We start from the raw sequence: 25122 nt of genomic DNA, 5'->3' as shown, positions 1-25122 counted from the left end.
AGATTGCTATGTCTGAACAGAAAAATGCACATGTTATTCCAGTTGTAAAGCATATTGCACTGATTGCACATGACTCCAGAAAACAAGATATGATCCGCTGGTGTGATGAAAACAAAGAATCTTTGGGGAAACATTTTTTATATGGCACAGGTACCACGGCTAAAATGATCAGTGAGGCGACAGAACTTCCGGTGAGGGGTGTCAATAGTGGTCCGCTGGGTGGTGATCAACAAATTGGCAGCAAAATTGTTGAGGGAGAAATTAATTTTATGATCTTCTTTTGGGACCCGTTGAGCATGCATCCGCATGACCCAGATGTAAAAGCCCTTTTGAGAATTGCAACACTTTATAATATTCCCATTGCTACGAATATTGCCACGGCAGATTATTTGCTGACCAGTGTACACATGAATCAACCTTATGAAGGTAAATTGATTGATTTTGACCAATACTTGAATAGAAAATTGTAATTTTAGTGTCTAGGGGATAGGCTCATCCATTGGAGGCTTTGTTATGGATTATATAACACTTTTGGAATACGCTTTAGAGAGACAAGCATCTGACATTCATCTGGTGCCAGGGGCTGTGCCTGTAATTAGAAAAAATGGAAAACTTGAGCAGGTTGAGGCTCAAGCGGCTGTGGACTATCTGGAGATAAATAGTATTGTGGATGCCATCTGCAATAAGGATCAATTGGAACGACTTAAATCAAATGGTGAAGTTAGTTTCAGTCATTCTATTCATAATTTGGGGCGGTTTAGAATTAATATCATCATGCAAAGAGGCACAGCGAGTATTACCTTTAGATTGTTGAGATTCGATATCCCAGAGGTTGATACATTAGGTATTCCCAACGCTTTTATTGAACTCATAAATTATCAAAGGGGACTGTTGCTTGTGAGCGGCGCATCAGGATCTGGAAAATCAACAACCATTGCAGCACTTATCAACAAAATCAATCAGACGTCGAGGGCTCATGTTATTACAGTTGAAGAGCCCATAGAATATCTGTTCAAACACCATGATGCCATTATTTCGCAAAGAGATGTTGGTACGGATTGCCCGACAATATATGATGGCGTGCTCGGAGCGATGAAGCATGATCCAGATATTTTGATGATTTCTGATTTATCTGATGAGCGGGTTATCGATTTGGCACTTCAGATAGCAGAGTCAGGAAAACTGGTAATTGCAGGTGTACCCGCTAATAATTCTCGATCGACTATTGAAAAAATTGTGACTTCAAATTCGCATAAAAAAACAGAAATGAGAAAATATAAATTGACGGCGACTTTGTTGGGGATTATCTCACAACAATTGGTACCTGCCATAGATGAATCCAATCAATTGTTGGCGTATGAATTTTTATTGCCAAATGCCGCAATTAAGTCCTATATCATCAATGATCAGCTCAAGGAGATTACACAGGCGCTTATTGCAGGACGAAAACATTCTATGATGTACATGGATAATAGCTTGTTTGAACTCTATAAGGCAGGGCAGATAAAACGTTCAGTGGTCTATAAGTATGCGCACGACATTGAATTCGTAAAAAGACAGGAATTCACACATGAAAAGGCGTAGCAATTAACGGTCTTTGAGCCCATCGGCGATCGTTAAGCTCATAATCCTGTTGTTGAAATCCTAAGTTTTATTAAAATAGGGTAAAATAAAGGCAAAATATCTGCTGAATGCAATCGTTTTAGGATATCTAAAAATACTGAAAACAAGCTGTTTAAAAGTATTATTAAATCTGGGATGAGATCGGCATTGCCACATGGCGTTGCATCTGATAAAATCATAGAAGACGGAGAGTTCTTGACATCAGATTAGGGTTGTATATATAATGGATATTGTTCCGATATGACGAGAAGCGCAGTGCTTGAACTTGCAAGTGAAAACAACGCAGATGATATGATCTGGTTTGACGAATACATGCAAAGATCATCGTCTTAAAGGTCTGAACTTGAATCTGGCGAACAGGATGTATTGTAAAGCATTTTTTAATACTACAGCGGTGTCCGAATCAAGGATATGGTTTTGGTAACTGTAGATGGCTATGAGCGTTTAACGAAAGCGCCAGAACATCTTATAGAAATATAATTTAATATAATTTTGGAGGTAGGAAATGATTTCTGCAAGTGAATTTAGAAAGGGTGTAACATTTGAGATAAATGGTGAGCCATTTGTGGTGGTTGATTTTCAACATGTTAAGCCAGGTAAAGGTGCAGCTTTCGTTAGAACGAAATACAAGAGTCTAATAAACGGGACGATTAGAGAACAAGCTTTTAATCCATCTGAAAAATTCCCAAGAGCTCACATTGAGACTAAAGAAATGCAATATTTGTATAACGAAGGCGATTTATACTATTTTATGGACAATGAAACATATGATCAAATTCCATTATCAGCTGAACAAGTTGAAGATGCAATTCTTTACATCAAAGAAAATGATAATGCGACCCTTAAGTTTTATAAAGGGAACTGTTTCCAAGTGGAACCGCCTAACTTTGTAGTTCTTTTAGTAACAGAGTCAGAGCCTGGCGTTAAAGGTGACACGGCGACTAATGTTACTAAAAAAGCTATTGTTGAAACAGGTGCAGAAATCAATGTACCTTCTTTCGTCAACGAAGGTGACAAAATCAAAATTGATACAAGAACTGGCGAGTATTTATCCAGAGCTTAGTGTTTAAACCAGCGCAAGCTGTTTTAATAAAAATAAAACCCACTGAAGGAGGGAAAACACATGAGCTATATGTATGAAAGAGTGTCATATCTTAAAGGATTAGCCGAAGGTATGGAAATGAGTGATTCAACTAAAGAGGGCAAATTATTGCTAAACATCATCAACATTTTAGAAGAATTCGCAGAAGAAATGGAAGAAGTCTATGAAGAGCTAGACGAAATTAGCGAATCAGTCATGGAACTTGATGATTACATCGAAGCAGTTGATGAAGACCTTGCTGAACTCGAAGAAGACATATACGAACTTGAAGATTTTCAAGATGACTTTGAGGAAATCGAGTGTCCTGATTGTGGGGAAACAATTTTTGTCGATGGTCAATTAATTGACAAAGGTGAAGAGATCGAATGTCCAAGTTGTGGACTAATCATCGAATTTTCGGATGAATGCGATTGTTGTGGCGATGACGAATGTGATTGTTGTAAAGAAGAGGAAACAGAAGAAAAAGCGTAAATAACCAGAGTGGAACAGATATCAGGGACGGCTAGTATTTACACAGTAAATACTCCGTCCCTAATCTTTTAATGCTAACGTGTAGTGGTTTTGACCACTAGGTCAAAAAGTGTCCATTGCCTTTAAGAAGCGAAGGCAGCGTTTTCGCAAGGCGAAATGAGCCCCACGCAGTGGTCAATTTCAATCATAGTTGTATTACCCATTCATCTTTGATATAATAAAATGTACGTAGAAAATAATGGATTTAACATAGAGACAGTTTGAATAGGAGGCAATAATATGGCTGAAAATACGATTATTGATTCATATAAACACGGTAAAGTAAATATTGCAGATGATGTTATTGGCGTTATTTCAACGATTGCAGCTTCAGAAATAAAGGGCATTAAAGCTTTAAACGGCACATTTCAGGACGATGTTCTTGAGCTGATCGGCAAGAAGAATTTCAATAAGGGTATACAAGTTGAAATGAATGACAATATCATACTGGTGGAGCTGAGTGTCATTGTTGACTATGGGACAAAGATTCATGAGGTGGCTAAAGAAGTTCAAGAAAATGTCAAGCTTGCAATTGAATCCATGACGGGACTGGAAGTGGCAGGCGTTAACGTGAATATAGCGGGCATTAATATAAAAAATGAGAAAGACAATATGAAGTAGTGACAAAATAATGTGAAGCTTTGCTTCACATTATTTGATGTATAGGAGGCGCATATGAATAGGAGTAGAAGTCGTGAAATTGCTATGGAAGTCATTTATCAAATGGATATACACACGACTTTTGATAAAGCCTTTGCAGATCGAATGGTAGAGCAATACGAAGAAGAAGTGGACAAAAAATACATTGATGAGGTTTTGGGGCTGTTTATTGAAAACAAAGCCATGATCGATGGGGAAATTACCCCACTGCTTAAAAGATGGACAATGGAAAGGTTGAGTAAAATAGATCTCGCCATTCTGAGAACGGCAGTTACAGAACTTAAAATGATGCCGGACATTCCCAATAAAGTAACTGTAAATGAGGCCATTAATATGTCCAAAAAATACGTTGATGAAAAATCGGGCAAGTTTATAAATGGTCTACTCAAACATTTCATCAATCTGGAGTAAGTTATGATACTAGGACTTGATACCAGTTGTTATACGACCTCAATGGTGCTTGTGGATATCCAAACACAGGAAATCCGTTTTGAAAAGAATGTACTGCTCAGGGTAAAAGCGGGGTCAAAGGGGTTAAGGCAATCAGACGGATTTTATCAACACGTACATCAACTAGCGGATAGCTTTGAAGCGCTTACCGCTATTTTTGATGTTAAAAATTTAAGGGCAATAGCGGTGAGTGATGCGCCTAGGAATGTCTCAGGATCATACATGCCTGTTTTTAATGCAGGTGTACTATTTGCCCGAAATCTTTCCAATGCACTTGGCATTCCAATGTTTACGTTTTCACATCAAGAAGGCCATTTGATGGCGGCATTGGCAACCAGTGGCATAGGTAGAATTCCACATAAATTCTATGGATTGCATCTTTCAGGAGGCACTACAGAATTCTTGGATGTGGATTATTCGAATAAAATCTTTAAGATAGATTTAATTGGAGAGACCTTAGATCTCAATTTTGGACAACTCATTGATCGCATTGGCGTTGAGATGGGGCTTGATTTTCCTTGTGGTAAAGCACTAGACGAAATGGCTGGGCGCAGCCAGGCGACACAGTATAAAGAAGTGCCCTTAAAAGTGGATACAGCAGAGCATGCCTGTTTTGGATTCAATATTTCTGGGCTTGAAAACTATTTTAAAAGCTTGATTGGCAAGGTGGAAAATGAAGAAATTGCAAGAATCCTTTTCAATACAATTGCACATATTCTTGAGAACTGTCTAAAGGGTTTTGAATCCGATAGAGCAGTGATTATATCAGGTGGTGTGGCATCCAATTGCATCATCAGAGCCTATTTAAATCAATACTACGATCAATTGTATTTTGCAAAACCAGAGTATTCGAGAGATAATGCCTATGGGATAGCGTTACTGGGTAGAGAAAAAATATTCATGGAAGGAGCTTTATAAGTGCTAAAAATGAGAGCGTTTTCGGTAACGGAAATTACGAAATATTTAAAAAAGATCATTGGTGCAGATCCAATTTTAAACCAAGTGCTTATAGAGGGCGAAATTTCAAATTTCACACTGCATTCAAGTGGTCATGCCTATTTTTCAATTAAAGATGAAGAGAGCAAAATGAGTTGTATTATGTTTTCTCAATATGTGAAATTGTTAGATCGTGTGCCTAAAAATGGAGAAAAAGTGCATTTAAAAGGATCGGTAAGCATATATGAACGAGATGGCAAATATCAAATGTATGCACAATCATTAACTTTCGTGGGCTTAGGTGCGTTACATATCAAATTTGAAGCCTTGAAAAAACAATTAGAACAAGAGGGACTGTTCGATCAAAGATATAAAAAAAAGCTGCCGAACTTGCCGCAAAAAATAGGCATTATAACATCGCCAACGGGTGCTGCCATACAAGATATTATATCGGTTGCAGGCAGGCGGTCTAATTTGGCAGAACTCTTGATCTTTCCAGTTCGAGTTCAAGGTGAGTTTTCTGCTGGCGAAATTGCATCTGCGATTGATTTTTTCAATCAAAAAATGCCTGTGGATTTAATTATCCTCTCGCGTGGAGGCGGTTCGATAGAAGAACTTTGGTCGTTTAATGAGGTTGAAGTGGCCAGAGCGATATTTAAATCTGAAACCCCTATTATTTCCGGTGTTGGACATGAGACCGATTTTACAATTGCCGATTTTGTTGCAGATTTTAGAGCGGCAACGCCTTCAGCGGCGGCAGAGATCGCCATTAAATCAAAAGCGGAAATTGAATCGTATTTAAATCAACTGATGAAGTCCATGCAACAGCAGATGATGCGTAAACTTGAGAACAGCCGTTTGTTGCTGGAAGCCACAGCACCGGAACGCTTATCTATGAAGCTGAATTATAGAGTTGAAAGAGAATATCGCGAAATAGAACACTTAAAAGATCAAATGACTCAAATTTTGAAATTCAGACTTAAAACGAACTTTGCTGAATTGGAATATCTGGGAAGCAAAATAAATGCGCTAAGTCCGTTAGCTACGATGCAAAGGGGGTATACTATAATGAGAAAAAATGGAGCGATTATACGCTCTGTGAATGAGGTCAGTGTAAAAGAACAGGTTGAAATCACATTGAAAGATGGTAAAGTAGAAACGATTGTTAAAGAAATCTTAAAAGATTAAAAATGACTTAAATCACGTGTAAAACAGTTGTATTAAGAGGGAGATTTGGTACAATAAAAAGGGAGTGATCAAAATGACAGATGGGAAAAAAGGCGCTTTTGAGCAAAAGATAATGCGGTTAAATGAGATTTCCAATTCATTAGAAAATGGAAATGAAGCTTTAGAGGATATGCTTAAGTATTTTGAAGAGGGTATAAAGGTATATCGTGAGTGTTTTGAGATTTTAAAAGATACTGAAACTAGAATTAAAATGATTTTAGAAGATGATTATGCTTTAAAGGAAGTTAATATAAATGATTTTAAAAAATCTTAGAATTGGCAGTTAAAATCGTCAATGTGCAGGAGATCAAATGAATTATAATCAGAAGAAAATTGACGCATTCGAACAGCGGATAGACTTATATTTTCAAGACGCATCACAAGCTCAAAAGCTTATTAATGATGCGATGCTTTACAGCTTAAAAGCGGGAGGTAAGCGCATTAGACCGCTTTTATTAATAGAGATGTGCTTAGCTTTTGGCGGCACATATGAGGATGCAATAGATTTCGCCGTGGGCATTGAGATGATTCATACGTATTCACTCATTCACGACGATTTACCATGTATGGATGATGATGATTTACGACGAGGCAAGCCGACGAATCATGTGGTCTATGGTTATGATATGGCTGTGCTTGCTGGAGATGGTTTGCTCAATAAAGCTTATGAAGTCATGCTTAATCGCGTGATTAAATCAGATTATTCACATCGAGCAATACAGGCTATGCATGAAATCCTAAAGGCATCTGGAAGCAATGGGATGATCTTAGGTCAGGTGGCAGATATTAAGTATCAGAGCGATGATATGGATGTGGAGACGCTTGATTTCATAAACCACCATAAAACAGGCAAGCTGATTATTGCAGCGATGAAAAGTGGCGCTATTCTAGGTGGTGCACATGAGGACGCCGTTAATGCTGTGGAAGAAATTGCAGGCAAAATGGGTCTTTTATTTCAGGTGGTTGATGACTTGTTGGACTTAATTGGGTCAGCAGAAAAATTGGGAAAGAGAACGCAAATGGATATTAAAAATGATAAACGCACATATCCAATGCTTTTGGGACTTGATAACACTCAAAAGAGAATAAAACAATTGGAAGGCGAGATCATAAAGGGCATAAGGTCCCTTGACATCCAAAGTGATTTCTTAATTGAAACTGTAAAATTTTTAGTGAATAGAGATTATTGATGCTAAAATGAGACGTTTATCGACAAAAGCAGATAAACGTTTTATAATGTAGAGTAAGTTATTGAATTCAATATAGGATATGTCTTAAGAGCATGGAAATTATCATTGAGATGATATAATAAATTAGAAACAGGTGAAACATGGAAAGTATAAATCAATTAGCCCAAAACAAGGTGCTTTTGGCATCACTTTTGGCGTGGTTTGTTGCCCAGACGCTCAAAGTAATCATTACACTTCTTCTTGAGAGGGAATTTAAGTTCGAACGATTTCATGGATCTGGTGGGATGCCGAGTTCGCATACATCTACGATTATGGCTGCTTCAACGTCCATTGGGTTGACCATGGGATTTGATACACCGCTGTATGCGCTTGCGCTCATTATGTCGTTTATCGTCATGTATGATGCATCAGGTGTGAGAAGGTCAGTTGGAAAACAAGCTAAACTTTTAAATGATATCATTAAGGACATCTATGAGTTTAAGCATTTGCAAGAGGAAAGACTAAAAGAACTCGTAGGACATAAACCTACTGAAGTTGCTGTTGGCGCAGTTTTAGGCGTATTGATTGCCAACATTGTAAGTTAGCTTTATTCTTATTTATGATAGAGTTGGCTTAGAGGTGCAGTATTCTAGTCAGAGCTTCTAATTCTGAAGGCGGGGCTAAAAATCCGCTAAAGGGCACATCGATGAAGTTCCTGGTTCTTGCTTGAAACGCCCAGTTTCGGGTTGGTGCTGGGAGTAAGGATATGGGGGCATTCCGCAATGGCATGCGGGAAATGACCCTCACTCTGTGGAGACTTGCTTTGTGCAAGATTAAACCTACATTTGGTCGAAAGGTTATGTGTAGTGTAGCCTGCCTTGAGTGATGACGGTGGACGGTAGTTCAGGTGCTTTTCTATTGGCCAATAGGAGGGTGCCATTGCTAATCAAAACCGTGGTTGCAAAAGAGGCTAGGGATTAGTTTGCCTGTTGAGGAAATCTCCTAGACTGTTATTTTATAGATCAAAAAGGGATTGAAGTGTGGACTAAGTGGTAGTCTAGTCTTATAGTTGGTAACGCTATAAATAAGAATTTAAAGGGAAACCGCTGTTTTGGCGACATAACAGTAATCTTATGGGAAATCCTACTAGACCTAAGCCGCAGAATTAACCTTTTGGATTACCTCTAAGCCTTATTCATATTTTTTTATTTGTTGGGATTGCATAATATAAATTAGATAGGTGAAATGCTTTGAAAGCAAAAAGAAAGATTAATTATCGTTGGATTATTCGAACATTTATAATGACGTTTATGCTTGCCGTGATTTTTTCAGTAGTCTCTGAAGCACTCATGCGCAATGTGAATGTCTTTTCGGCATTTTTGATGCTGATGATTATTATTTTCATCGGTATTTTTTTTGATGCCATTGGTATTGCTGTTGCCGCAGCTAATGAAAAGCCCTTTCATTCCATGGCATCAGCTCAAATCAAAAGTGCAAAATACTCTATTATGTTGATCAAAAATGCTTCTAAAGTTTCTAACTTTTGTAATGATGTCATAGGAGATATTGCTGGAATTATTAGTGGAACAACCATTGGCATTATTATTGGGGCTATTAGTCAATACAATATTCCAACGAAGTTTTATCCTTATCTGTCTGTGGGCATTAGCGGCTTGGTGGCTGCAATGACCGTAGGGGGGAAAGCTATCGGGAAAGAAATCGCAATATCAAGGGCGAAAGAAGTTGTTGATTTTACAGGAAAAATCATTTATGTTTTAAAACTTGTATTTTCAATTGGAACATATAAGAAGATGCTCCAAGGAAGAAGGGACAGAAATGTATAAAATACTTGATAGTATCCAAAATCCAGATACACTCAAACAATTATCCTTTGAAGAGCTCGTTGTACTCTGTCATGAAATGAGAGCTTTTTTAGTGGAGAATATATCAAAGACAGGAGGTCATTTGTCCTCTAATTTAGGTGTTGTTGAATTAACTGTGGCATTACATTATGTATTTGACAGTCCAACGGATAAGTTGTTGTGGGATGTTGGACACCAAGCTTATGTACATAAAGTTTTGACAGGCAGAAAAGAGGACTTTAAATCTCTAAGACAATTTAATGGCTTGAGTGGTTTTTTAAAGCGCAAAGAGTCTGAACATGATATTTTTGAAGCAGGGCATAGCAGTACTTCCATTTCTGCTGGGATTGGCTTTGCCACGGCAAGGGACCTCAAAGAGGCACATAATGAAGTCATTTCCATTATTGGTGATGGCGCGTTAACAGGGGGCATGGCACTTGAAGCTTTAAATTATTTAGGACATGTTAAAACCAATATGAAAGTTGTGCTCAACGACAACGAGATGTCTATATCTGAAAATGTAGGCGGCCTTGCAAAAGCGCTGAGTAGACTTAGAACAACGGAAACGTATTCTAAAGTCAAAATGGATACGAAAGCAACACTGTCAAAAATACCAAGTATTGGCGATAACATGATCGACTTTATTGGGAAATTAAAAGACAGTTTAAAATATTTTGTGGTGGATGGCGGTCTCTTTTTTGAAGAAATTGGACTCACTTATATTGGTCCCATTAATGGACACGATTTAAAAGAACTCATTGAAACTTTTCAGATGATTAAGCATGTCAAAGGCCCTGTTCTAGTGCATGTTTTGACGCAAAAGGGAAAGGGGTATGCTTTTTCTGAAAAAGATCCCAATAAATATCATGGTGTGGGACAATTTGATCCTGAAAAGTGTATTGAATCCAAGGCGAAAAACGATTACTCAAAAGTTTTTGGAGATAAGCTTATTCAGTTGGCAACAGAAAATCAAAATGTGGTGGCAATTACAGCGGCAATGGCCGATGGTACGGGATTAAATGAATTTGCATCTAAATTTCCCAACCGCATATTTGATGTTGCCATAGCAGAACAGCATGCTGTAACCATGGCAGCTGGATTGGCAATGGAGGGCATAAAGCCCTATGTAGCCATTTATTCGACTTTTTTACAAAGGGCATATGATCAGATTGTACATGATGTTTGCATTCAAAAGGCGCCTGTCGTGTTGTGTCTTGACCGCGCGGGATTAGTAGGGAATGATGGTGAAACACATCATGGGATTTTTGATATTGGCTATTTGTCACATATGCCTGGGATGATGATTTTATCTCCTAAGGATCAATTTGAACTCGAAGATATGATGCAGTTTGCACTTACCTATAAAGAAGGCCCTATAGCAATACGTTATCCAAGAGGAAAGGCCCATCAAATGGGTGCCGGAAGAGAGCATACGCAATCGAAATTGACTTTTCATCCTGAAGTGTTACACGAGGGTGATAAAGTTGCTCTTGTTGCCACAGGCAAAATGGTTCAAACAGCTTTAGCCTGTGCAGATGAACTTGGAGCGCGTGTGATCAATGTCTCTCAGATAAAACCTTTGGACATCATCAGATTAGAATCCTTGCTTCAAAATATTGACTTTGTCTTCACAATCGAGGATCATACCATCAGTGGCGGATTTGGAGATCAAGTTATATCAAAACTTATAGAGCATCATTCAGATCTCATGGGCAAAACTAAATTTTATAAATTGGGTATTCCCGATGTCTTTGTGCCTCATGGTGACACAGATATGTTGATGCAGGATTTGGGACTCGATAAAGAGGGGATCGTAAAAAAGGTAAGTGAGGTAATAAATGGCTAAAGAGCGAATTGACGTACTCTTATCAGAACGAAAAATAATAGAGTCTAGAGAAAAAGCGAAGCGCACAATCATGGCTGGCGTTGTTTATGTCAATGGACAAAAAGTGGATAAACCGGGCACTCAAATTGATGTGGACGCTGAAATTGAGGTCAGAGGAAATGTATTGCCATATGTGAGTCGTGGGGGATTAAAGCTTGAAAAAGCCATTACAATGTATGGTGTAGACCTAAAGGATAAAATTTGTATGGATATTGGCGCTTCAACAGGCGGCTTCACAGACTGCATGCTTCAAAATGGTGCAAAACAAGTATTTTCTGTGGATGTTGGCTACGGTCAATTGGACTGGAAACTTAGAAATGATCCTAGAGTTGTAAATTTAGAGCGTACGAACGTACGTTATTTAACGATGGAAACGGTTAAAACAGAGCTTGATTTTGTGAGTATAGATGTGTCTTTCATCTCTCTTAAACTGGTGATTCCCGTTGCAATATCTCTGCTTAAAGTGGATGCGGAAATCGTTTTTCTGATAAAACCTCAGTTTGAAGCGGGTAGAGAGGCAGTTCGAAAAAGTGGCGTCGTTAGGGATTCTAAAGTTCATGTGAGCGTTCTAGATGAGTTGATGACATTCTGTGCGGCGCAACATCTCCTTGTAACAGCACTCACTTATTCGCCAATCAAGGGCCCAAAAGGGAATATAGAATTTTTAGCATATGCAAAGAGAACAGCGGAGAAACAGAATCAATTTAGTTTCGATACAAAAGCACTTGTTCAGGAAGCACATGAGGCTTTGATTATAGAGTAGGAGAAAGTCAAATGGAGTTGAAAAAGTGGCAACAATTATATGTTGCCTTTTTTAAAGTAGGGTTATTGACCATAGGTGGCGGATATGCCATGCTCCCTATTATTGAGCGTGAAATCGTCATGGATAAAAAATGGCTTACCATGGATGAAATTCTTGAGAGTTACTCCGTGGCACAGTCGCTGCCAGGTGTAATCGCTTCCAATACTGCGGTGTTTGTCGGATATAAATTGGCAGGTGTAGGGGGTGCGATTGCATGTGCTCTGGGGGTCATTACACCCTCCATTTTGATTATTTTGGGGGTAGCAGCTGTCTTTAAACAATTGGAGTCATTAGAGATCGTTCAAAATGCATTTAAAGGCATTCGTATTGTGGTTTTGGCATTGCTCTGTCACTCTATGGTGAGAATGGTCAAGACATCCATCAAAGACTATATGGCCTTTTTAATTGCACTATCGGGATTTGTCTTTGTTATGTTTTACAATGGTTCGCCCATTATTACCATTGTCATAGCTGGGATTGTGGGTGCATTCGTCTATAAAGGCAAGGTGAAGTAAGATGGTTTTTATAAGATTTATATTGGAGTTTGTGAAAATTGGCGCATTTACTTATGGCGGCGGGCTGGCTATGATTCCACTTCTGAGATCTGTTGCCATTGAACACAGTTGGCTTACAAATGCTGAGTTTGCGAATTTAATTGCAATCGCTCAGTCAACACCGGGTCCAATTGCAATTAACATGGCGACGTTCATAGGTTTTCAGCAGTATGGGGTCATGGGAGCGATTGCCGCTTCTATTGCAGTGATTCTGCCAGCCTTTTTGATGGCTTTGATTGTTGCACGATTTTTAAATCATTTTAATGAGCACCCTATTGTAAAGGCAACACTGCTCGGATTAAAGGCAGCCGTCATTGGATTACTTGCCACGGCAACCCTACAGGTTGCACTTGTGTCGCTGTACACGGGTCAGGGGAATTTCATAAATATCTTTAATGGACTTGAATTCAAGGCCGTTGCGTTGTTTTTATTCTTTATTGTGGTGATTTATAAGTATAAAAAACATCCCATTTACTATATTATTCTGGCAGGCCTGTTGGGGAACATTATCTGGTAATGGCGCAGTTGTTGTATATAAGCTTAAAGTGAGAATAGACATATAAAAAACTTATGAGGGTTATATTTTACTAAAGGTTTTTTTTGTAATATAATATGAATATTAGCTGTGGAAATATGATCATTAGGGAGGCACTATGAAATATTCGAGGCAATCAAAGATTTTAGAGATTATTGAGGCTAAGGATGTGGAAACACAAGACGAGTTGGCAAGCGAATTAAGAGCTTCAGGATTTCAAGTTACTCAAGCTACGGTATCAAGAGATATCAAGGAAATGAGATTGATTAAGGTATTGACCAAGGATGGCCGATATAAGTACGCTTCTATTAAAGAAAAAGAAGGTGCTGTGAATGATCGTTTTCTCAAAATTTATCGAAATTCAGTTGTTTCAGTGGATTACGCGGGAAACATGGTTATTATAAAGACGCTTGTGGGTTCGGCAAATGCCGCGGCAGTTTCTATTGATGCTTTAAATATCAAAGAAATTGTTGGCACGATTGCAGGGGATGATACGATCTTTTTAGTGATTAGAGATGAAAGCCAAGTTCAAAAAGTAATTAAACAATTTAAGGATTTATTATAGACGATTTTGCCGGAGGCGATATGATATTTGAGTTAAAAATCAAAGATTTCATTCTTATAGAAGATGTTACAGTGGATTTCTTATCGGGTCTAAATATCATAACGGGTGAAACAGGTGCTGGAAAGTCAATTATTTTGGGTGCTATTCGGTTGATCTTAGGACAAACAGCGAACAAAGATGCTGTTAGAATCGGCGCAGATAAGGCTTCTATCAAAGCCAGTTTTTACACCAACGATCTCGTAAATGAACTCCTAGTCAAGTATGATATACCTACAGATGATGAAATTGTGATCATTGCCAGAGAGGTGCAAGCCAAAGGGAAGAGCATTTCTAGGGTGAATGGACAGGTGACACCACTCAACATTATAAGAGAAGTGACAGAATGCCTCATTGATCTTCATGGACAAAATGAAAATCAAAAATTACTTATGAAATCGAATCAACTTAACTTAATTGATGCCTATGGCGGCATCCCAATCGAAGAGATCAAAAGGGCGCTTAAATCAACATATAGAGAAATCGCAGCATTAGACAAGGCTATAGAGGCCTTAAGGGTAGATGATCTTGAAAAGGCAAAAAAAGTTGATTTTCTAACTTTTCAATTAGATGAAATTTCAAATGCTTCGTTAAAGCCAGATGAAGATACAGCGCTTGAAAAAGAGTTTGAGTACTTATCCAATATTGAGGCTTTAAAAATGAGTTTCGAAAAGGCCGTTGTTTGGATGAAAAATGATCATGATGAGGGCATTGTCAATAAGCTTTCAACGCTTTCTAATGAATTTAGCAAATTGGAGGCCTTTGATGACGAAATTGTGGACTTTTCAGCCAGACTGAAGGATGCATTTTATGCTCTGGAGGATTTATCTAAGGATGTTGAAAACTATAAGGAAAACTTAGAATTTGATCCTGAGAGATTTTTGTTTATTGAAAGAAGACTGGATACGATTAACGCTTTGAAGACAAAGTACGGTCAATCTATAGCTGAAATACTGGCTTTTGAAAGTGCGATTGTGGAAGAGCTCGAATATTTTGAATCTATTGAAAACAAGGTTTCTGAGTTGAAAAAGCAAAGAGATCAATCTCTGTTGATCTATAATGAACAAGCCAGCGTTTTAACGGATTTAAGGCAGAAGAGTGCCCAAAAACTCGAAAGTGCACTCCAAAATGAATTGATTGAACTCAATATGAAGGATACGCGTTTTAAGATTGAACTTGAAGTGATGACAAGAGTTCATGAAAATGGTCTTGATGAAGTTGAGTTTTTAATTTCAACAAATTTAGGGCAACCGTTTAAACCTTTAAAGAAAGTCGTATCCGGTGGAGAGCTCTCAAGGCTGATGTTGGGCATTAAAATTGTATTGGGACATTTGGACAATATACCCACGCTCATTTTTGATGAAATTGACACGGGCATTAGTGGTATAACTGCAAATGTTGTTGGCGAAAAGCTCTCTAGGCTATCCAAGATGAGTCAAGTAATCTGTATTACCCATTTGCCACAAATAGCTGTTTTTTCAGATCATCATTTATTGATTGAAAAAGAATCGACAACTCAAAATACCATGACAACCATAAAAGAAATTGATCAAAATTCAATTGTTGACGAGATTGGACGATTAGTAGGCGGGATGGAAATGACAACGGCAACAAAACATCATGCAAGAGAGATGATAGAGAAGGCAAAAGCACTTAAAAAATAGAATCAAAATAGGTTTATCGGATTGAAAGATGGGGTTTTGCAATGACAATTTTTTTGAGCGTACTATATGCGGTGATCAGTGCCCTAATTACCTATTATGGGTTGTCAATCATAGCGCCAAAATTTAGCAAGCAACCACGATTTAAACATGCTATAATGGTGGTTTATTTGAGTGCTTTTATGTTCTATTATGATGGTACTCAATTGCTACATGTATTGGCACTCCATGGCTCGATGATTTTAATTCTGAGACTGCTCTATGGGTTGTCCAGTTTTATCAGTTCAGTCACAGTCGTTTTGCTCTTTTTGATTCAAACTATTGCATCTCTCGTTACAGTCAATGTGGGCTTTTTAACTTATGATAGAGTACTCGATTTTAGATTGCTCTTTATGGAACCTTACTTTCCAGTTATTGGTCTCTATTTTGTGATTTTTTTTGGACTTTTGAAGTTTTACCAATTGATTATGAAAGTTTTTAGAAATATTGTTTCGATTAATAGACGCGTTGAACGGCGGCTGGTGATTAGCAATTTTTTCATATTTGCAGCGATTTTGGCTTATCAGAGAGTAACTTTTGTAAGTTTGATTGAGATTGCATCCACTGGGGTAATCAATGGACCAGGAACTTCTAATCTGAACATTTATATGTTGTCCACTTATTTTTTCATCACAGTGATCTCTCTGATCATCGTATTGCTCGTCAATCGCAATTTTATCATAGACAACAATCTTGAACGCTATAAATATAAAGCGGAGATTGATCAGATGACCGGTGTTTTGAGTCGTGAAGCTGGATTGTGCTACTTGAAAGCTGAAATGACGCGTGCCTCTTTACAAGGTCAGGAATTGACCATCGCCTATGTGGATGTGAACAACTTAAAAGTGGTGAATGATCGATATGGTCATAAAGAGGGTGATAAGCTCATCAAAGTCATTGTGAATACCATTCAATCCAATTTAAGAGAATTTGATGTCATATCTCGCCTTGGGGGAGACGAGTTTATGATTATATTTTCAAGATGTGGCATGCATCAAGCGAAAAGGGTCTGGCAGCGCATTAGCGATGAGTTCTTACAAGTAAATCTCCAAAATGTGTATAAATTTAGTGCCAGTGCCAGTGCGGGTTTTTCTCAGTATAAACCTTCAAAACATAGAAATACGAGTGAATTTCTACACGAAGCAGATGAGGCCATGTACATCATGAAAAAAGAGATGAAAGAGAAAATGCAGTACTAAATTGTATAAATTATACAAAAGATGGGGATTTAGCTTTTAAATAAGTGTGTATTCCGATACAATAAAATAAGGAGTTTTGGGGAATGAGCGGTTATATATCAGAATTTGAAGTCTATTTAACGGAGCATAAGAATTTATCTACAAACACATTGGAAGCGTACAAGAGAGATTTGCGTTACTTTGGTATTTTTATTGATGAACAACAATTGGGAGACTACTTAAAAATAAGTCAAGTGGATACAATTGCCTATGTGAGTTATCTTAAAAAGCAGGGTAAAGCAAATTCCACAATACAAAGAAATGTGGCTTCGTTGCGAACTTTTTATTCATATTTGCACAATAAAGGGTATATAAGCCATAATCCAACTTTAGACATAGAGGCACCCAAGGCTGAAAGAAAAATGCCAAATGTGCTCACTTTGACAGAAGTTGAAAAGCTCATTGCAAAGCCAGATTTGAAAACATCCATAGGCAAAAGGGACAAGGCGATGATCGAGTTGCTCTATGCAACTGGAATTCGTGTTTCTGAACTCGTATCACTTAATTTGTCGGACATCAATACGAACATGGGGTATATCAGATGCAAGAACAATGGAAAATCGAGGGTTGTACCTCTTGGTTCTCTTGCATCCAAAGCCGTTGAAGTATATATTAGAGATGGACGCAATAAGCTTGTTACTGAAGATGAGGAAGCACTGTTTGTCAATTATTATGGCAAACGCATTACGAGACAGGGATTTTGGAAAGTTGTCAAGAGGTATACCGAGGCATTGGATATCAGAAAGAGCATAACGCCTCATACCTTAAGACATTCATTTGCACTGCATCTCATTCAAAATGGTGCGGATTTAAAATCCGTTCAAGAGATGTTAGGACATTCAGATGTTTCCACAACTCAGATTTATCTCGAAATGTCAAATTCCAAGATCAGAAACGTTTATGAAAAAACACACCCAAGAGCCTAATTGGCTCTTATTTTTTATCTAAGTAGATAATAGATTTAAGGAGGTTAAAGATGATCAACAGAGTAATCTTATTTGTATTAGATAGTGTAGGTATTGGTGCGCTGCCAGATTCAGAGAAATTTGGAGATATCGGTGTAGATACTTTAGGGCATATTGCTAGACAGGCGGATGACTTTAAGATTCCCAATCTAAAAAAACTGGGCATTGGCAATATAGAAGGTGTGGATGCCATTGAAGCTGATCCTTCGCCTATGGGGGCTTATGGACGTTCGCTTGAAGCGTCCAATGGAAAGGATACTACCACTGGGCATTGGGAAATTGCAGGCCTCTTGATAGATCAACCCTTTAAGACTTATCCAGAAGGTTTTCCAGATTATGTGATTCGAGCATTTGAAGAAAAGATTGGCAGAAAAGTCATGTGCAACAAACCTGCGTCGGGAACGGTTATTTTAGATGAATTGGGTGAGGAACACATGAAGACGGGTAACCCAATCGTCTATACGTCTGCAGACAGCGTTTTTCAAATTGCGGCACATGAGGACATCATTCCGCTCGACGAACTCTATAAGATGTGCCAAATTGCACGCGATATGCTTATGGGGGATGATCAAGTTGCCAGAGTCATTGCAAGACCATTTATTGGAACACCAGGCCATTTTGAAAGAACTTCAAATCGCAGAGATTATTCATTAAAACCCTTTCATAAAACGGTTTTGGATATGGCAAAAGAAAATGGCCTAGAAGTTAAGGCAGTTGGTAAGATTGTGGATATATTTGATGGTGAAGGGATCACTGAAGATATTCATACGAAGGATAATATGGACGGTGTGGAACAGACATTGAAGTACCTAAAACAAGATTTCAAAGGCATACTGTTTACCAATCTCGTTGATTTTGATGCTAAATTTGGGCATAGAAGAGATGTTAAAGGTTACCAAGGTGCAATTGAAGCGTTGGATGCAAGGATTCCAGAGTTGTTGGAAGCAATGCGTGAGGATGATGTGATCATCTTCTTAGCGGATCACGGCAATGATCCTACTTATACGGGGACAGACCATACGCGTGAGTACATTCCAGTGCTTGTGGCGGGCGCTTCTATAAAAGAAGGGGTTGATATTGGCACGCTGAATACTTTCTCAGATATTGCAGCAACAGTTTCAGATATGCTCGGCATACCACAGACACCTCATGGGAAGAGTTTTAAATCTCAAATTTTAAAATAGATTTATATGAGACAGATGATTTTCAGAATAAAAAATTGAAGGAGTTATAAATGGATAGTTTATTGATTAAAATTAATGAAGCTCAGCACTATATCGAATCTAAGTTGAGTGAAAAACCAAAAATTGGATTGGTTTTAGGCTCTGGTTTGGGCATCCTAGCAGATGCAATTGAATCGCCTGTGTATATCCAATATGATGAAATTCCTCATTTTCCAATTTCCACAGTTCAGGGCCATGCAGGTCGATTTGTTGTAGGGAACCTCTGTGGTAAAACAGTGATCGCCATGCAAGGTAGATTTCATTATTATGAAGGCTATAGCATGCAGGCGATTACGTTTCCAGTGCGCGTGATGAAGGCCATCGGTGTGGAACACTTGATCTTGACCAATGCGGCTGGTGGGGTGAATAAAAGCTTTAAAGCAGGGGATTTGATGTTGATCACAGATCACATCAATTTAACAGGCGCAAGCCCCCTTATTGGGAAGAATGAGGATGAATTGGGACCTAGATTCCCGGATGCTTCTAATATTTATGACAAGACTTTTAATAAACGTGTTTTAGAAGAGGCAAGTCGTCTTGGAATTGATCTGAAAGAGGGCGTTTATTTCTACAATACAGGGCCAGCGTACGAGACACCAGCAGAAGTGAAGCTAGCAGGTATTCTAGGTGGCGATGCCGTGGGCATGTCTACAGCTCCAGAAGCTTTAGTTGCAGCACATGCATCCTTAAAAGTCACTGGCATTTCATGTATTACGAACATGGCCGCTGGCATACAAGTGACTGCATTAAATCACAAGGAAGTCGTTGAAACTGCAAATTTAGTGAAAAAGACATTCATAGAGCTTGTTAAGAAAATTGTTGAGATAGCTTAACTGGAGGATTTACATGAGAATTGTTGATTTGATCAATAAAAAAAAATACGGTGAAAAACTCACAAAAGAAGAAATTGATTTTATCGTTCTAGGCTATACTAAAGGGGAAGTACCTGACTACCAGATGTCTGCTCTCCTCATGGCAATATATTTTCAAGGCATGGATAAGGAAGAAACTTCGAATTTGACAGATGCATTTGTCAGATCTGGAGATACGGTGGATTTATCTGCGATTGAGGGCATTAAAGTGGACAAGCACTCCACCGGTGGTGTTGGCGATAAAATCAGCTTGATCGTGACGCCGCTTGTGGCTTCATGTGGTATTCCCGTGGCAAAGATGTCAGGTCGAGGGTTAGGTCATACTGGCGGTACAGTGGATAAGCTCGAATCCATAGAGGGCTTTAAAATTGAGCTTACCAGTGAAGAATTCGTTCAAAATGTCAATGCGCATAAAATGGCAATCGTTGGTCAATCTGGTGATTTGACGCCAGCGGATAAAAAAATTTATGCACTTAGAGATGTAACGGGTACGATTGACAGTATTCCACTTATTGCAAGTTCCATTATGAGCAAGAAAATTGCGTCAGGTGCTGATGCGATTGTATTGGATGTCAAAGTGGGTTCGGGTGCTTTTATGAAATCACTTGAAGACGCGCGAATGCTTGCACGTACCATGGTGGATATAGGGAGTCATTTAGGACGGAAAACTGTGGCTGTCATTACGAATATGGACCAACCGCTTGGACATGAGGTGGGTAATGCCAATGAAATTCGTGAAGCCATAGAAGTTTTAAAGGGCAATGGTGCAGAAGACGAAACGGAAGTCGCTATGACGATTGCGTCCTATATGGCTGTTCTAGGTGGCGCCTATAAAACAGTTGATGAAGCACATACTTTTTTTGACAAACTGATCCAATCGGGTGAAGCGATTGAAAAACTTAAAACATTTGTTGAAATTCAAGGCGGAAACCCTGATATGATTGAACATCCAGAGAAATTGCCTGTTGCCTCAAAACACATTGAGGTCAAAGCAGATTTAGAAGGCTATGTCAGCGGATTTGATGCAGAAAAAGTTGGCATATCGGCAATGATGCTTGGTGCTGGTAGACAAAAAAAAGAAGATCCAATCGATTATGCGGCAGGGATCAGTTTGAAAAAGAAAATAGGCGATCATGTGAATCTTGGAGATGTGTTGTGCGTGCTTCACACCAATGCGGCAGAAACTTTTGAAGCAGAGAAAATGGTGAGAGCGGCATTTGCTTTTAGTGCCAAAAAGCCAGAACCAGTCAAATATATTTATGAAATCGTGGAATAGATATGGGCATTGAGCCATTAAAAAAGTTTCTTTTGATTTTGCCATTTTACCCTCTTTATTTGATATAAAAATATGAAGCGCTGTTTAATAGGATGTACTTGCTATTGAATAATAGAACATTTTAAAGGCAACTTCCCAGCTTATGAAATAAAATCAGAGCTGGGAAGTTTAAATTTTATGGGTAAGTGAGACTAAAGATATTATCTCAAAAGCCGTGGAGATTTTAGAATGTTCCTATGAAAAATATCTAAATTGCCTTATAATGAGAAGCATGAAGAGGTAAAAAAATGATTTCACATGAACTTTTAAAGCGAATTTTAGAATATCAAAAACAAACTTCGAAACAAGTTTACATAGTGGGCGGATTCATTAGAGATATTTTACTCGGTATAGAGTCTTATGACTTGGATTTTACTTTTGAAGCTTCAAAAACGGGGATTATGCCGCTCTATGAGCGGATTCAAGAGATGCATGAAGCGACTCTGTGTTCTGAATTTCAAACCATGCGTTTCGAGAGTGAAGATCAAATTCACTTTGATATTGCAACGATGCGAAAAGAGACCTACAATAAGACGCTGAACCGTTATGAGTATGAGGCAGCATCCTTAAAATGGGATATCCTCAGGCGAGATTTTACGATCAATACAGCCTATGTTAAATTGAATGATTCTCTTTTGGAACTGTTGACCACTTATTTAAGGGAAAGACGGATTGATGAAGCGCTTGTAAACTACTTGAAATCCCATATATGCGCGAGTCATCCCCTTTTCTATACGGATATGAGCTTAAAAAAAGTGAGACTTTTGCATCTGAATAGCTTTAATGAAGATCCTTCTCGAATTTTGAGAGCCGTGAAAATAGTAAATCAACTTGATTTCAGAATGGATGAAGAGACTTTAAACGCCCTTTCAAATGCGCTTTATGAGGACAAGCTCTTAGAATTACCGCTATCGAGAATCCAATTGGAGTTTTCCAAGCTCTTTAAAGGCGACCTGTGGCAGAAAAATCTTAAAATGTTGATGGCGTTCAATTGGCAGGAAATTAACTATGGGGACATGTTCCTTAAAACTTTCAAGAACGAAAGCGAAGAGAAGAGAACGCTCTTAATGTCCAGATTCATAACGCATATAGAGTGGCTATATGGTGTAGATCATCAAATTAAGAAATGCCATGAAGCGTATAATAGGACTTTAGAAGCCTTTTTAAATAATGCGGAAATTAATGACTATAATCTATATAAACTGTTGTATAATAAAAGAATTGAAACGCTTAATCTCATGGCGCATCATTATAGAGATCAGATTATGCACTATGAAATCAATTTAAAGCAGTACAGCTTAAATCTGACCGGTCATGATTTGATTCGCATGGGCATACCGCAAAATGAATGTATTCGCAAATTCATGGATGCCCTTTTAGAGTATAAAATAAATCATCACTTGGACCTCAGTCTGGAAGATGAAATAAAATATATTGAGAGTATAAAGCATGAGTATTGATGTACAAATAGAAGCTTTCGAAGGACCACTCGATCTGTTGCTTCATCTGATTTCTAAAGAGGAAATTGACATTTACGATATTCCAATTGTGAAGATTACAACGCAGTATTTAGAGATCATTAAAGAAATGGACTTAGACCGATCCACAGAATTTTTAGTCATGGCAGCGACGTTGATTGAAATCAAATCTCGCATGCTCTTGCCTGAGAAAGATGAATCTATGGAATATTATGAGTATTCGGATATAGATCCTAGAAGAGAACTTGTGAAGAGATTGATAGAGTATAAGCGATTTAAAGAAGCCGCTGAGAAATTAAGAGCCACAGAGGGCACTCTGGATGAGGTTGTCTTTAAAGATCAAGAAGAGCTGGGGCAGTATGTAAAGCAAATATCGATAGAAGAGTTAAATAAAAATCTAGAAAGTGAACTTTTAATTGAGGCTGTTCAAAGGCTCATGACAAAGATGAATCGCTTTGACGAACACAGAAAAGGATTTTTTAAAGGCATCAAAAGAGATGCTTTTACTGTGGAAGAGAAATTGGCAGGTATCCGAAAACGGTTGAAAGGCAGTGCGTATTTCGTCTTTTCCGATCTCTTTGAGAACGAATTGACAAAGGAGGAAATCGTTGTGACCTTTTTGGCTGTATTAGAATTATTGAAACTTAAAGAGATTTCAATTGAGCAAGATGGGCTATTTGAAGAGATCAAAATTAAAAAGCGCGTCTATGTGGAACAGACAACAATACATGGTGATTCAGTATGATTCAGTATGATTTAGTTATGTGAGTGGATTAGAAATCACAGAAAGGAAATCACTTTAGATGAGTAATCAGATTATTGAAGATTATAAAAAGTATCAATCAGCAATTGAATCCATGCTCTTTGTATGGGGGGAACCGCTGAGCATTTCAAAAATTGCCAAACAATTGGATCTCAAAATTACAATTACGAGAAAACTCCTTGATGATCTCATGTTAAAATATGAATCTGAAGAACGAGGCATTCAAATTCTTGAGACGAATGGTCACTACCAATTTTGTACTCTTAAAGAGAACTATTCGTATATAGAAAGCTTATGCCAGACCTCCAAGAGCAAAGGTTTATCCAATTCAGCATTAGAAGTACTTGCCATTATTGCGTATAAGCAACCCATAACAAAGCTTGATATTGAACAAATCAGGGGGGTCAGTTCAGACGGACCGTTACAGCATTTGATAGAGCGAAGGCTTGTTGAAGTCGTTGGAAAACTCGAAAAAATAGGAAGACCACAAATTTACGGGACAACAGACATTTTTTTAAAAAGCTTTGGATATAAAACCATTAAGGAGCTGCCCTCAATAAATGAGTTCGATGCGTTTAATGTTTTTCAAAGCAAGGCGATTGAAATGGAGGAGATGAATAATGATTCAAATCAGAATGATGAAACCAAGTGACATGAAGTCAGTTGACCAGATGCTCAAAGAGACGCAGTTGAAATTTGAACATCTAAAAATCAAAGTTGACCATTGTTATGTCGTGGAAGATGGCAATCAGATCTGTGGTCTCTCTGGCTATGAGATGACGGGAGAGAACAGAGCAGAGGTGCGTTATTTGTTTGTGAGAAATGAAGATCGCGGCTTTAAACTTGGAGATGGTCTTTTTAGAGCGGTGCTTAATCACTTAGATCATAAAAAAGTGACGCAAGTGTATATCAAATCTGAAGAGAGCGCAAATGGATTTTTTGTAGCGGAAGGTCTTGAAATTGCAATGAAGGCGGATGAAAAATTGGTTTTTAAAGTGGATTTGCCAGACTTTTTTAATAAGCCCTGCAAGAGTTCAAGAGGTAACGCATGAAGTATCTTGGCAATGTTGTGAATGCTTATAAAATAATAGCGAATGACTACTTGAAACCTGGAATGACTGTCATTGATGCAACTTGTGGCAATGGCAATGATGCTCTTTTCTTGAAACAGAAAATAACGCATTCAGGTCGTCTATACGCTATAGACATACAAAACGACGCCATCGAATCCACAAGGGCACTTTTGAAAACAAATGGTTATGACGAAGATGAAAATTTGGTTCTAAAGCAGTGCTCGCATGAAACTTTTGATTTTTTAAAGTCAGAAGAAGTGGATTTTATTATATATAATCTGGGTTATCTACCAAAAGGGGATAAAAGCATCGTAACGCATTTCGACACGACACTTAAAAGCTTAAATTCAGCGATGTATCATCTTAAACACGGCGGTTTAATTTTTATATTATGCTATAGAGGTCACGAAGAAGGTGCAGAGGAATTTATACATATGAATTCTTTTCTTGCAAATTTGTCACAGAGTGAGTTTGATGTTTTAAAAATGGCGTTTACCAATCAAAAAAATACACCGCCACTGATGTGGATTGTTGAGCGCAAATAAGTCTAAAAGAAGCCCTTAAAATGGGGCTTTTTCT

Annotated in this window: 28 protein-coding genes and 1 pseudogene; all 29 read left to right on the top strand. The window is 38.1% G+C overall.

From position 1 onward, the window contains the following. The first annotated feature begins 8 nt into the window (after nt 1-8). The 29 genes and pseudogenes from ISU02_RS11185 (at nt 9) to ISU02_RS11050 (ending at nt 25088) form a co-directional block, all read left to right on the top strand. Nucleotides 9-470: a methylglyoxal synthase gene (locus ISU02_RS11185; protein WP_194701932.1), complete on the top strand. Its 462-nt coding sequence runs from the start codon at nt 9-11 to the stop codon at nt 468-470. Nucleotides 471-513: 43 nt separating this feature from the next. Then, complete coding sequence (locus ISU02_RS11180) at nt 514-1584, top strand: type IV pilus twitching motility protein PilT (RefSeq protein ID WP_194701931.1); 1071 nt, start codon at nt 514-516, stop codon at nt 1582-1584. Nucleotides 1585-1680: 96 nt separating this feature from the next. Further along, nucleotides 1681-1830, top strand: a pseudogene (locus tag ISU02_RS24320) (Xaa-Pro dipeptidase); the annotation flags it as partial. Between the two features lie 298 nt (nt 1831-2128). After that, nucleotides 2129-2686, top strand: coding sequence for an elongation factor P (gene efp, locus ISU02_RS11175; RefSeq protein ID WP_194701930.1), 558 nt, complete (start codon nt 2129-2131; stop codon nt 2684-2686). Nucleotides 2687-2746: 60 nt separating this feature from the next. After that, a complete protein-coding gene (locus tag ISU02_RS11170; RefSeq protein WP_194701929.1) occupies nt 2747-3196 on the top strand; it encodes a CD1247 N-terminal domain-containing protein in 450 nt (149 codons plus the stop codon). A 279-nt stretch (nt 3197-3475) separates the two neighbouring features. Then, nucleotides 3476-3856 (top strand): Asp23/Gls24 family envelope stress response protein, encoded by a 381-nt coding sequence (locus ISU02_RS11165; RefSeq protein ID WP_194701928.1) that lies wholly within the window; start codon nt 3476-3478, stop codon nt 3854-3856. A 54-nt stretch (nt 3857-3910) separates the two neighbouring features. Beyond that, entirely contained in the window at nt 3911-4306 is a 396-nt protein-coding gene (gene nusB / locus ISU02_RS11160) for a transcription antitermination factor NusB (protein WP_194701927.1), read from the top strand. A gap of 3 nt (nt 4307-4309) precedes the next feature. Next, nucleotides 4310-5263 carry a tRNA (adenosine(37)-N6)-threonylcarbamoyltransferase complex transferase subunit TsaD gene (locus tag ISU02_RS11155; protein ID WP_194701926.1) on the top strand — a complete coding sequence of 318 codons (954 nt, stop codon included), beginning with the start codon at nt 4310-4312 and terminating at the stop codon, nt 5261-5263. A 9-nt stretch (nt 5264-5272) separates the two neighbouring features. Continuing rightward, nucleotides 5273-6469 carry an exodeoxyribonuclease VII large subunit gene (gene xseA / locus ISU02_RS11150; RefSeq protein WP_194702067.1) on the top strand — a complete coding sequence of 399 codons (1197 nt, stop codon included), beginning with the start codon at nt 5273-5275 and terminating at the stop codon, nt 6467-6469. Nucleotides 6470-6542: 73 nt separating this feature from the next. Then, entirely contained in the window at nt 6543-6782 is a 240-nt protein-coding gene (gene xseB / locus ISU02_RS11145) for an exodeoxyribonuclease VII small subunit (RefSeq protein ID WP_194701925.1), read from the top strand. Between the two features lie 37 nt (nt 6783-6819). Continuing rightward, nucleotides 6820-7698, top strand: coding sequence for a polyprenyl synthetase family protein (locus tag ISU02_RS11140; RefSeq protein ID WP_194701924.1), 879 nt, complete (start codon nt 6820-6822; stop codon nt 7696-7698). 140 nt (nt 7699-7838) lie between these two features. After that, on the top strand, nt 7839-8282 hold the full coding sequence (locus tag ISU02_RS11135; RefSeq protein WP_194701923.1) for a divergent PAP2 family protein: 444 nt from the start codon (nt 7839-7841) through the stop codon (nt 8280-8282). Between the two features lie 645 nt (nt 8283-8927). Next, nucleotides 8928-9521 carry a hypothetical protein gene (locus ISU02_RS11130; RefSeq protein WP_194701922.1) on the top strand — a complete coding sequence of 198 codons (594 nt, stop codon included), beginning with the start codon at nt 8928-8930 and terminating at the stop codon, nt 9519-9521. After that, complete coding sequence (gene dxs / locus ISU02_RS11125; protein WP_194701921.1) at nt 9514-11385, top strand: 1-deoxy-D-xylulose-5-phosphate synthase; 1872 nt, start codon at nt 9514-9516, stop codon at nt 11383-11385. Before ISU02_RS11130 ends, dxs begins: the two co-directional genes overlap by 8 nt. Continuing rightward, the gene (locus ISU02_RS11120; protein ID WP_194701920.1) at nt 11378-12187 is read left to right on the top strand and encodes a TlyA family RNA methyltransferase; all 810 of its coding nucleotides are present in this window, start codon (nt 11378-11380) and stop codon (nt 12185-12187) included. Before dxs ends, ISU02_RS11120 begins: the two co-directional genes overlap by 8 nt. A gap of 11 nt (nt 12188-12198) precedes the next feature. Then, nucleotides 12199-12741, top strand: coding sequence for a chromate transporter (locus ISU02_RS11115; RefSeq protein WP_194701919.1), 543 nt, complete (start codon nt 12199-12201; stop codon nt 12739-12741). A gap of 1 nt (nt 12742) precedes the next feature. Next, nucleotides 12743-13297 carry a chromate transporter gene (locus ISU02_RS11110; protein ID WP_194701918.1) on the top strand — a complete coding sequence of 185 codons (555 nt, stop codon included), beginning with the start codon at nt 12743-12745 and terminating at the stop codon, nt 13295-13297. 136 nt (nt 13298-13433) lie between these two features. Next, nucleotides 13434-13880 (top strand): arginine repressor, encoded by a 447-nt coding sequence (locus ISU02_RS11105; RefSeq protein ID WP_194701917.1) that lies wholly within the window; start codon nt 13434-13436, stop codon nt 13878-13880. A gap of 20 nt (nt 13881-13900) precedes the next feature. Beyond that, nucleotides 13901-15580, top strand: a complete 1680-nt coding sequence (recN, locus tag ISU02_RS11100; protein WP_194701916.1) for a DNA repair protein RecN — start codon at nt 13901-13903, stop codon at nt 15578-15580. Between the two features lie 41 nt (nt 15581-15621). Further along, entirely contained in the window at nt 15622-16815 is a 1194-nt protein-coding gene (locus tag ISU02_RS11095) for a GGDEF domain-containing protein (protein ID WP_194701915.1), read from the top strand. Nucleotides 16816-16898: 83 nt separating this feature from the next. Further along, the gene (gene xerD / locus ISU02_RS11090) at nt 16899-17780 is read left to right on the top strand and encodes a site-specific tyrosine recombinase XerD (protein WP_194701914.1); all 882 of its coding nucleotides are present in this window, start codon (nt 16899-16901) and stop codon (nt 17778-17780) included. 50 nt (nt 17781-17830) lie between these two features. Continuing rightward, nucleotides 17831-19003 carry a phosphopentomutase gene (locus ISU02_RS11085; RefSeq protein WP_194701913.1) on the top strand — a complete coding sequence of 391 codons (1173 nt, stop codon included), beginning with the start codon at nt 17831-17833 and terminating at the stop codon, nt 19001-19003. Between the two features lie 50 nt (nt 19004-19053). After that, nucleotides 19054-19875, top strand: coding sequence for a purine-nucleoside phosphorylase (locus tag ISU02_RS11080; RefSeq protein WP_194701912.1), 822 nt, complete (start codon nt 19054-19056; stop codon nt 19873-19875). Between the two features lie 13 nt (nt 19876-19888). After that, nucleotides 19889-21190 (top strand): pyrimidine-nucleoside phosphorylase, encoded by a 1302-nt coding sequence (locus ISU02_RS11075; protein WP_194701911.1) that lies wholly within the window; start codon nt 19889-19891, stop codon nt 21188-21190. A gap of 287 nt (nt 21191-21477) precedes the next feature. Next, nucleotides 21478-22689 (top strand): CCA tRNA nucleotidyltransferase, encoded by a 1212-nt coding sequence (locus tag ISU02_RS11070; protein WP_194701910.1) that lies wholly within the window; start codon nt 21478-21480, stop codon nt 22687-22689. Beyond that, nucleotides 22679-23452, top strand: a complete 774-nt coding sequence (locus tag ISU02_RS11065; protein WP_194701909.1) for a segregation and condensation protein A — start codon at nt 22679-22681, stop codon at nt 23450-23452. The genes ISU02_RS11070 and ISU02_RS11065 overlap by 11 nt, the downstream gene beginning before the upstream one ends. Nucleotides 23453-23510: 58 nt before the next feature. Further along, the gene (gene scpB, locus ISU02_RS11060) at nt 23511-24122 is read left to right on the top strand and encodes an SMC-Scp complex subunit ScpB (RefSeq protein ID WP_194701908.1); all 612 of its coding nucleotides are present in this window, start codon (nt 23511-23513) and stop codon (nt 24120-24122) included. Further along, nucleotides 24091-24522 carry a GNAT family N-acetyltransferase gene (locus ISU02_RS11055; RefSeq protein WP_194701907.1) on the top strand — a complete coding sequence of 144 codons (432 nt, stop codon included), beginning with the start codon at nt 24091-24093 and terminating at the stop codon, nt 24520-24522. Before scpB ends, ISU02_RS11055 begins: the two co-directional genes overlap by 32 nt. Beyond that, complete coding sequence (locus ISU02_RS11050) at nt 24519-25088, top strand: tRNA (mnm(5)s(2)U34)-methyltransferase (protein ID WP_194701906.1); 570 nt, start codon at nt 24519-24521, stop codon at nt 25086-25088. The genes ISU02_RS11055 and ISU02_RS11050 overlap by 4 nt, the downstream gene beginning before the upstream one ends. Nucleotides 25089-25122 lie beyond the last annotated feature (34 nt).

The sequence above is a fragment of the Fusibacter ferrireducens genome (assembly GCF_015352425.1).
GTDB lineage: Bacteria > Bacillota > Clostridia > Peptostreptococcales > Acidaminobacteraceae > Fusibacter_A > Fusibacter_A ferrireducens.
This window is presented reverse-complemented; position numbering and strand designations above follow the sequence as displayed.

Bases quoted from the DNA above. Each gene is read 5' to 3' on its own strand.
- ISU02_RS11185 (WP_194701932.1), top strand. From the start codon at position 9: ATGTCTGAACAGAAAAATGCACATGTTATTCCAGTTGTAAAGCATATT.
- ISU02_RS11180 (WP_194701931.1), top strand. From the start codon at position 514: ATGGATTATATAACACTTTTGGAATACGCTTTAGAGAGACAAGCATCT.
- efp (WP_194701930.1), top strand. From the start codon at position 2,129: ATGATTTCTGCAAGTGAATTTAGAAAGGGTGTAACATTTGAGATAAAT.
- ISU02_RS11170 (WP_194701929.1), top strand. From the start codon at position 2,747: ATGAGCTATATGTATGAAAGAGTGTCATATCTTAAAGGATTAGCCGAA.
- ISU02_RS11165 (WP_194701928.1), top strand. From the start codon at position 3,476: ATGGCTGAAAATACGATTATTGATTCATATAAACACGGTAAAGTAAAT.
- nusB (WP_194701927.1), top strand. From the start codon at position 3,911: ATGAATAGGAGTAGAAGTCGTGAAATTGCTATGGAAGTCATTTATCAA.
- ISU02_RS11155 (WP_194701926.1), top strand. From the start codon at position 4,310: ATGATACTAGGACTTGATACCAGTTGTTATACGACCTCAATGGTGCTT.
- xseA (WP_194702067.1), top strand. From the start codon at position 5,273: ATGAGAGCGTTTTCGGTAACGGAAATTACGAAATATTTAAAAAAGATC.
- xseB (WP_194701925.1), top strand. From the start codon at position 6,543: ATGACAGATGGGAAAAAAGGCGCTTTTGAGCAAAAGATAATGCGGTTA.
- ISU02_RS11140 (WP_194701924.1), top strand. From the start codon at position 6,820: ATGAATTATAATCAGAAGAAAATTGACGCATTCGAACAGCGGATAGAC.
- ISU02_RS11135 (WP_194701923.1), top strand. From the start codon at position 7,839: ATGGAAAGTATAAATCAATTAGCCCAAAACAAGGTGCTTTTGGCATCA.
- dxs (WP_194701921.1), top strand. From the start codon at position 9,514: ATGTATAAAATACTTGATAGTATCCAAAATCCAGATACACTCAAACAA.
- ISU02_RS11120 (WP_194701920.1), top strand. From the start codon at position 11,378: ATGGCTAAAGAGCGAATTGACGTACTCTTATCAGAACGAAAAATAATA.
- ISU02_RS11115 (WP_194701919.1), top strand. From the start codon at position 12,199: ATGGAGTTGAAAAAGTGGCAACAATTATATGTTGCCTTTTTTAAAGTA.
- ISU02_RS11110 (WP_194701918.1), top strand. From the start codon at position 12,743: ATGGTTTTTATAAGATTTATATTGGAGTTTGTGAAAATTGGCGCATTT.
- ISU02_RS11105 (WP_194701917.1), top strand. From the start codon at position 13,434: ATGAAATATTCGAGGCAATCAAAGATTTTAGAGATTATTGAGGCTAAG.
- recN (WP_194701916.1), top strand. From the start codon at position 13,901: ATGATATTTGAGTTAAAAATCAAAGATTTCATTCTTATAGAAGATGTT.
- ISU02_RS11095 (WP_194701915.1), top strand. From the start codon at position 15,622: ATGACAATTTTTTTGAGCGTACTATATGCGGTGATCAGTGCCCTAATT.
- xerD (WP_194701914.1), top strand. From the start codon at position 16,899: ATGAGCGGTTATATATCAGAATTTGAAGTCTATTTAACGGAGCATAAG.
- ISU02_RS11085 (WP_194701913.1), top strand. From the start codon at position 17,831: ATGATCAACAGAGTAATCTTATTTGTATTAGATAGTGTAGGTATTGGT.
- ISU02_RS11080 (WP_194701912.1), top strand. From the start codon at position 19,054: ATGGATAGTTTATTGATTAAAATTAATGAAGCTCAGCACTATATCGAA.
- ISU02_RS11075 (WP_194701911.1), top strand. From the start codon at position 19,889: ATGAGAATTGTTGATTTGATCAATAAAAAAAAATACGGTGAAAAACTC.
- ISU02_RS11070 (WP_194701910.1), top strand. From the start codon at position 21,478: ATGATTTCACATGAACTTTTAAAGCGAATTTTAGAATATCAAAAACAA.
- ISU02_RS11065 (WP_194701909.1), top strand. From the start codon at position 22,679: ATGAGTATTGATGTACAAATAGAAGCTTTCGAAGGACCACTCGATCTG.
- scpB (WP_194701908.1), top strand. From the start codon at position 23,511: ATGAGTAATCAGATTATTGAAGATTATAAAAAGTATCAATCAGCAATT.
- ISU02_RS11055 (WP_194701907.1), top strand. From the start codon at position 24,091: ATGATTCAAATCAGAATGATGAAACCAAGTGACATGAAGTCAGTTGAC.
- ISU02_RS11050 (WP_194701906.1), top strand. From the start codon at position 24,519: ATGAAGTATCTTGGCAATGTTGTGAATGCTTATAAAATAATAGCGAAT.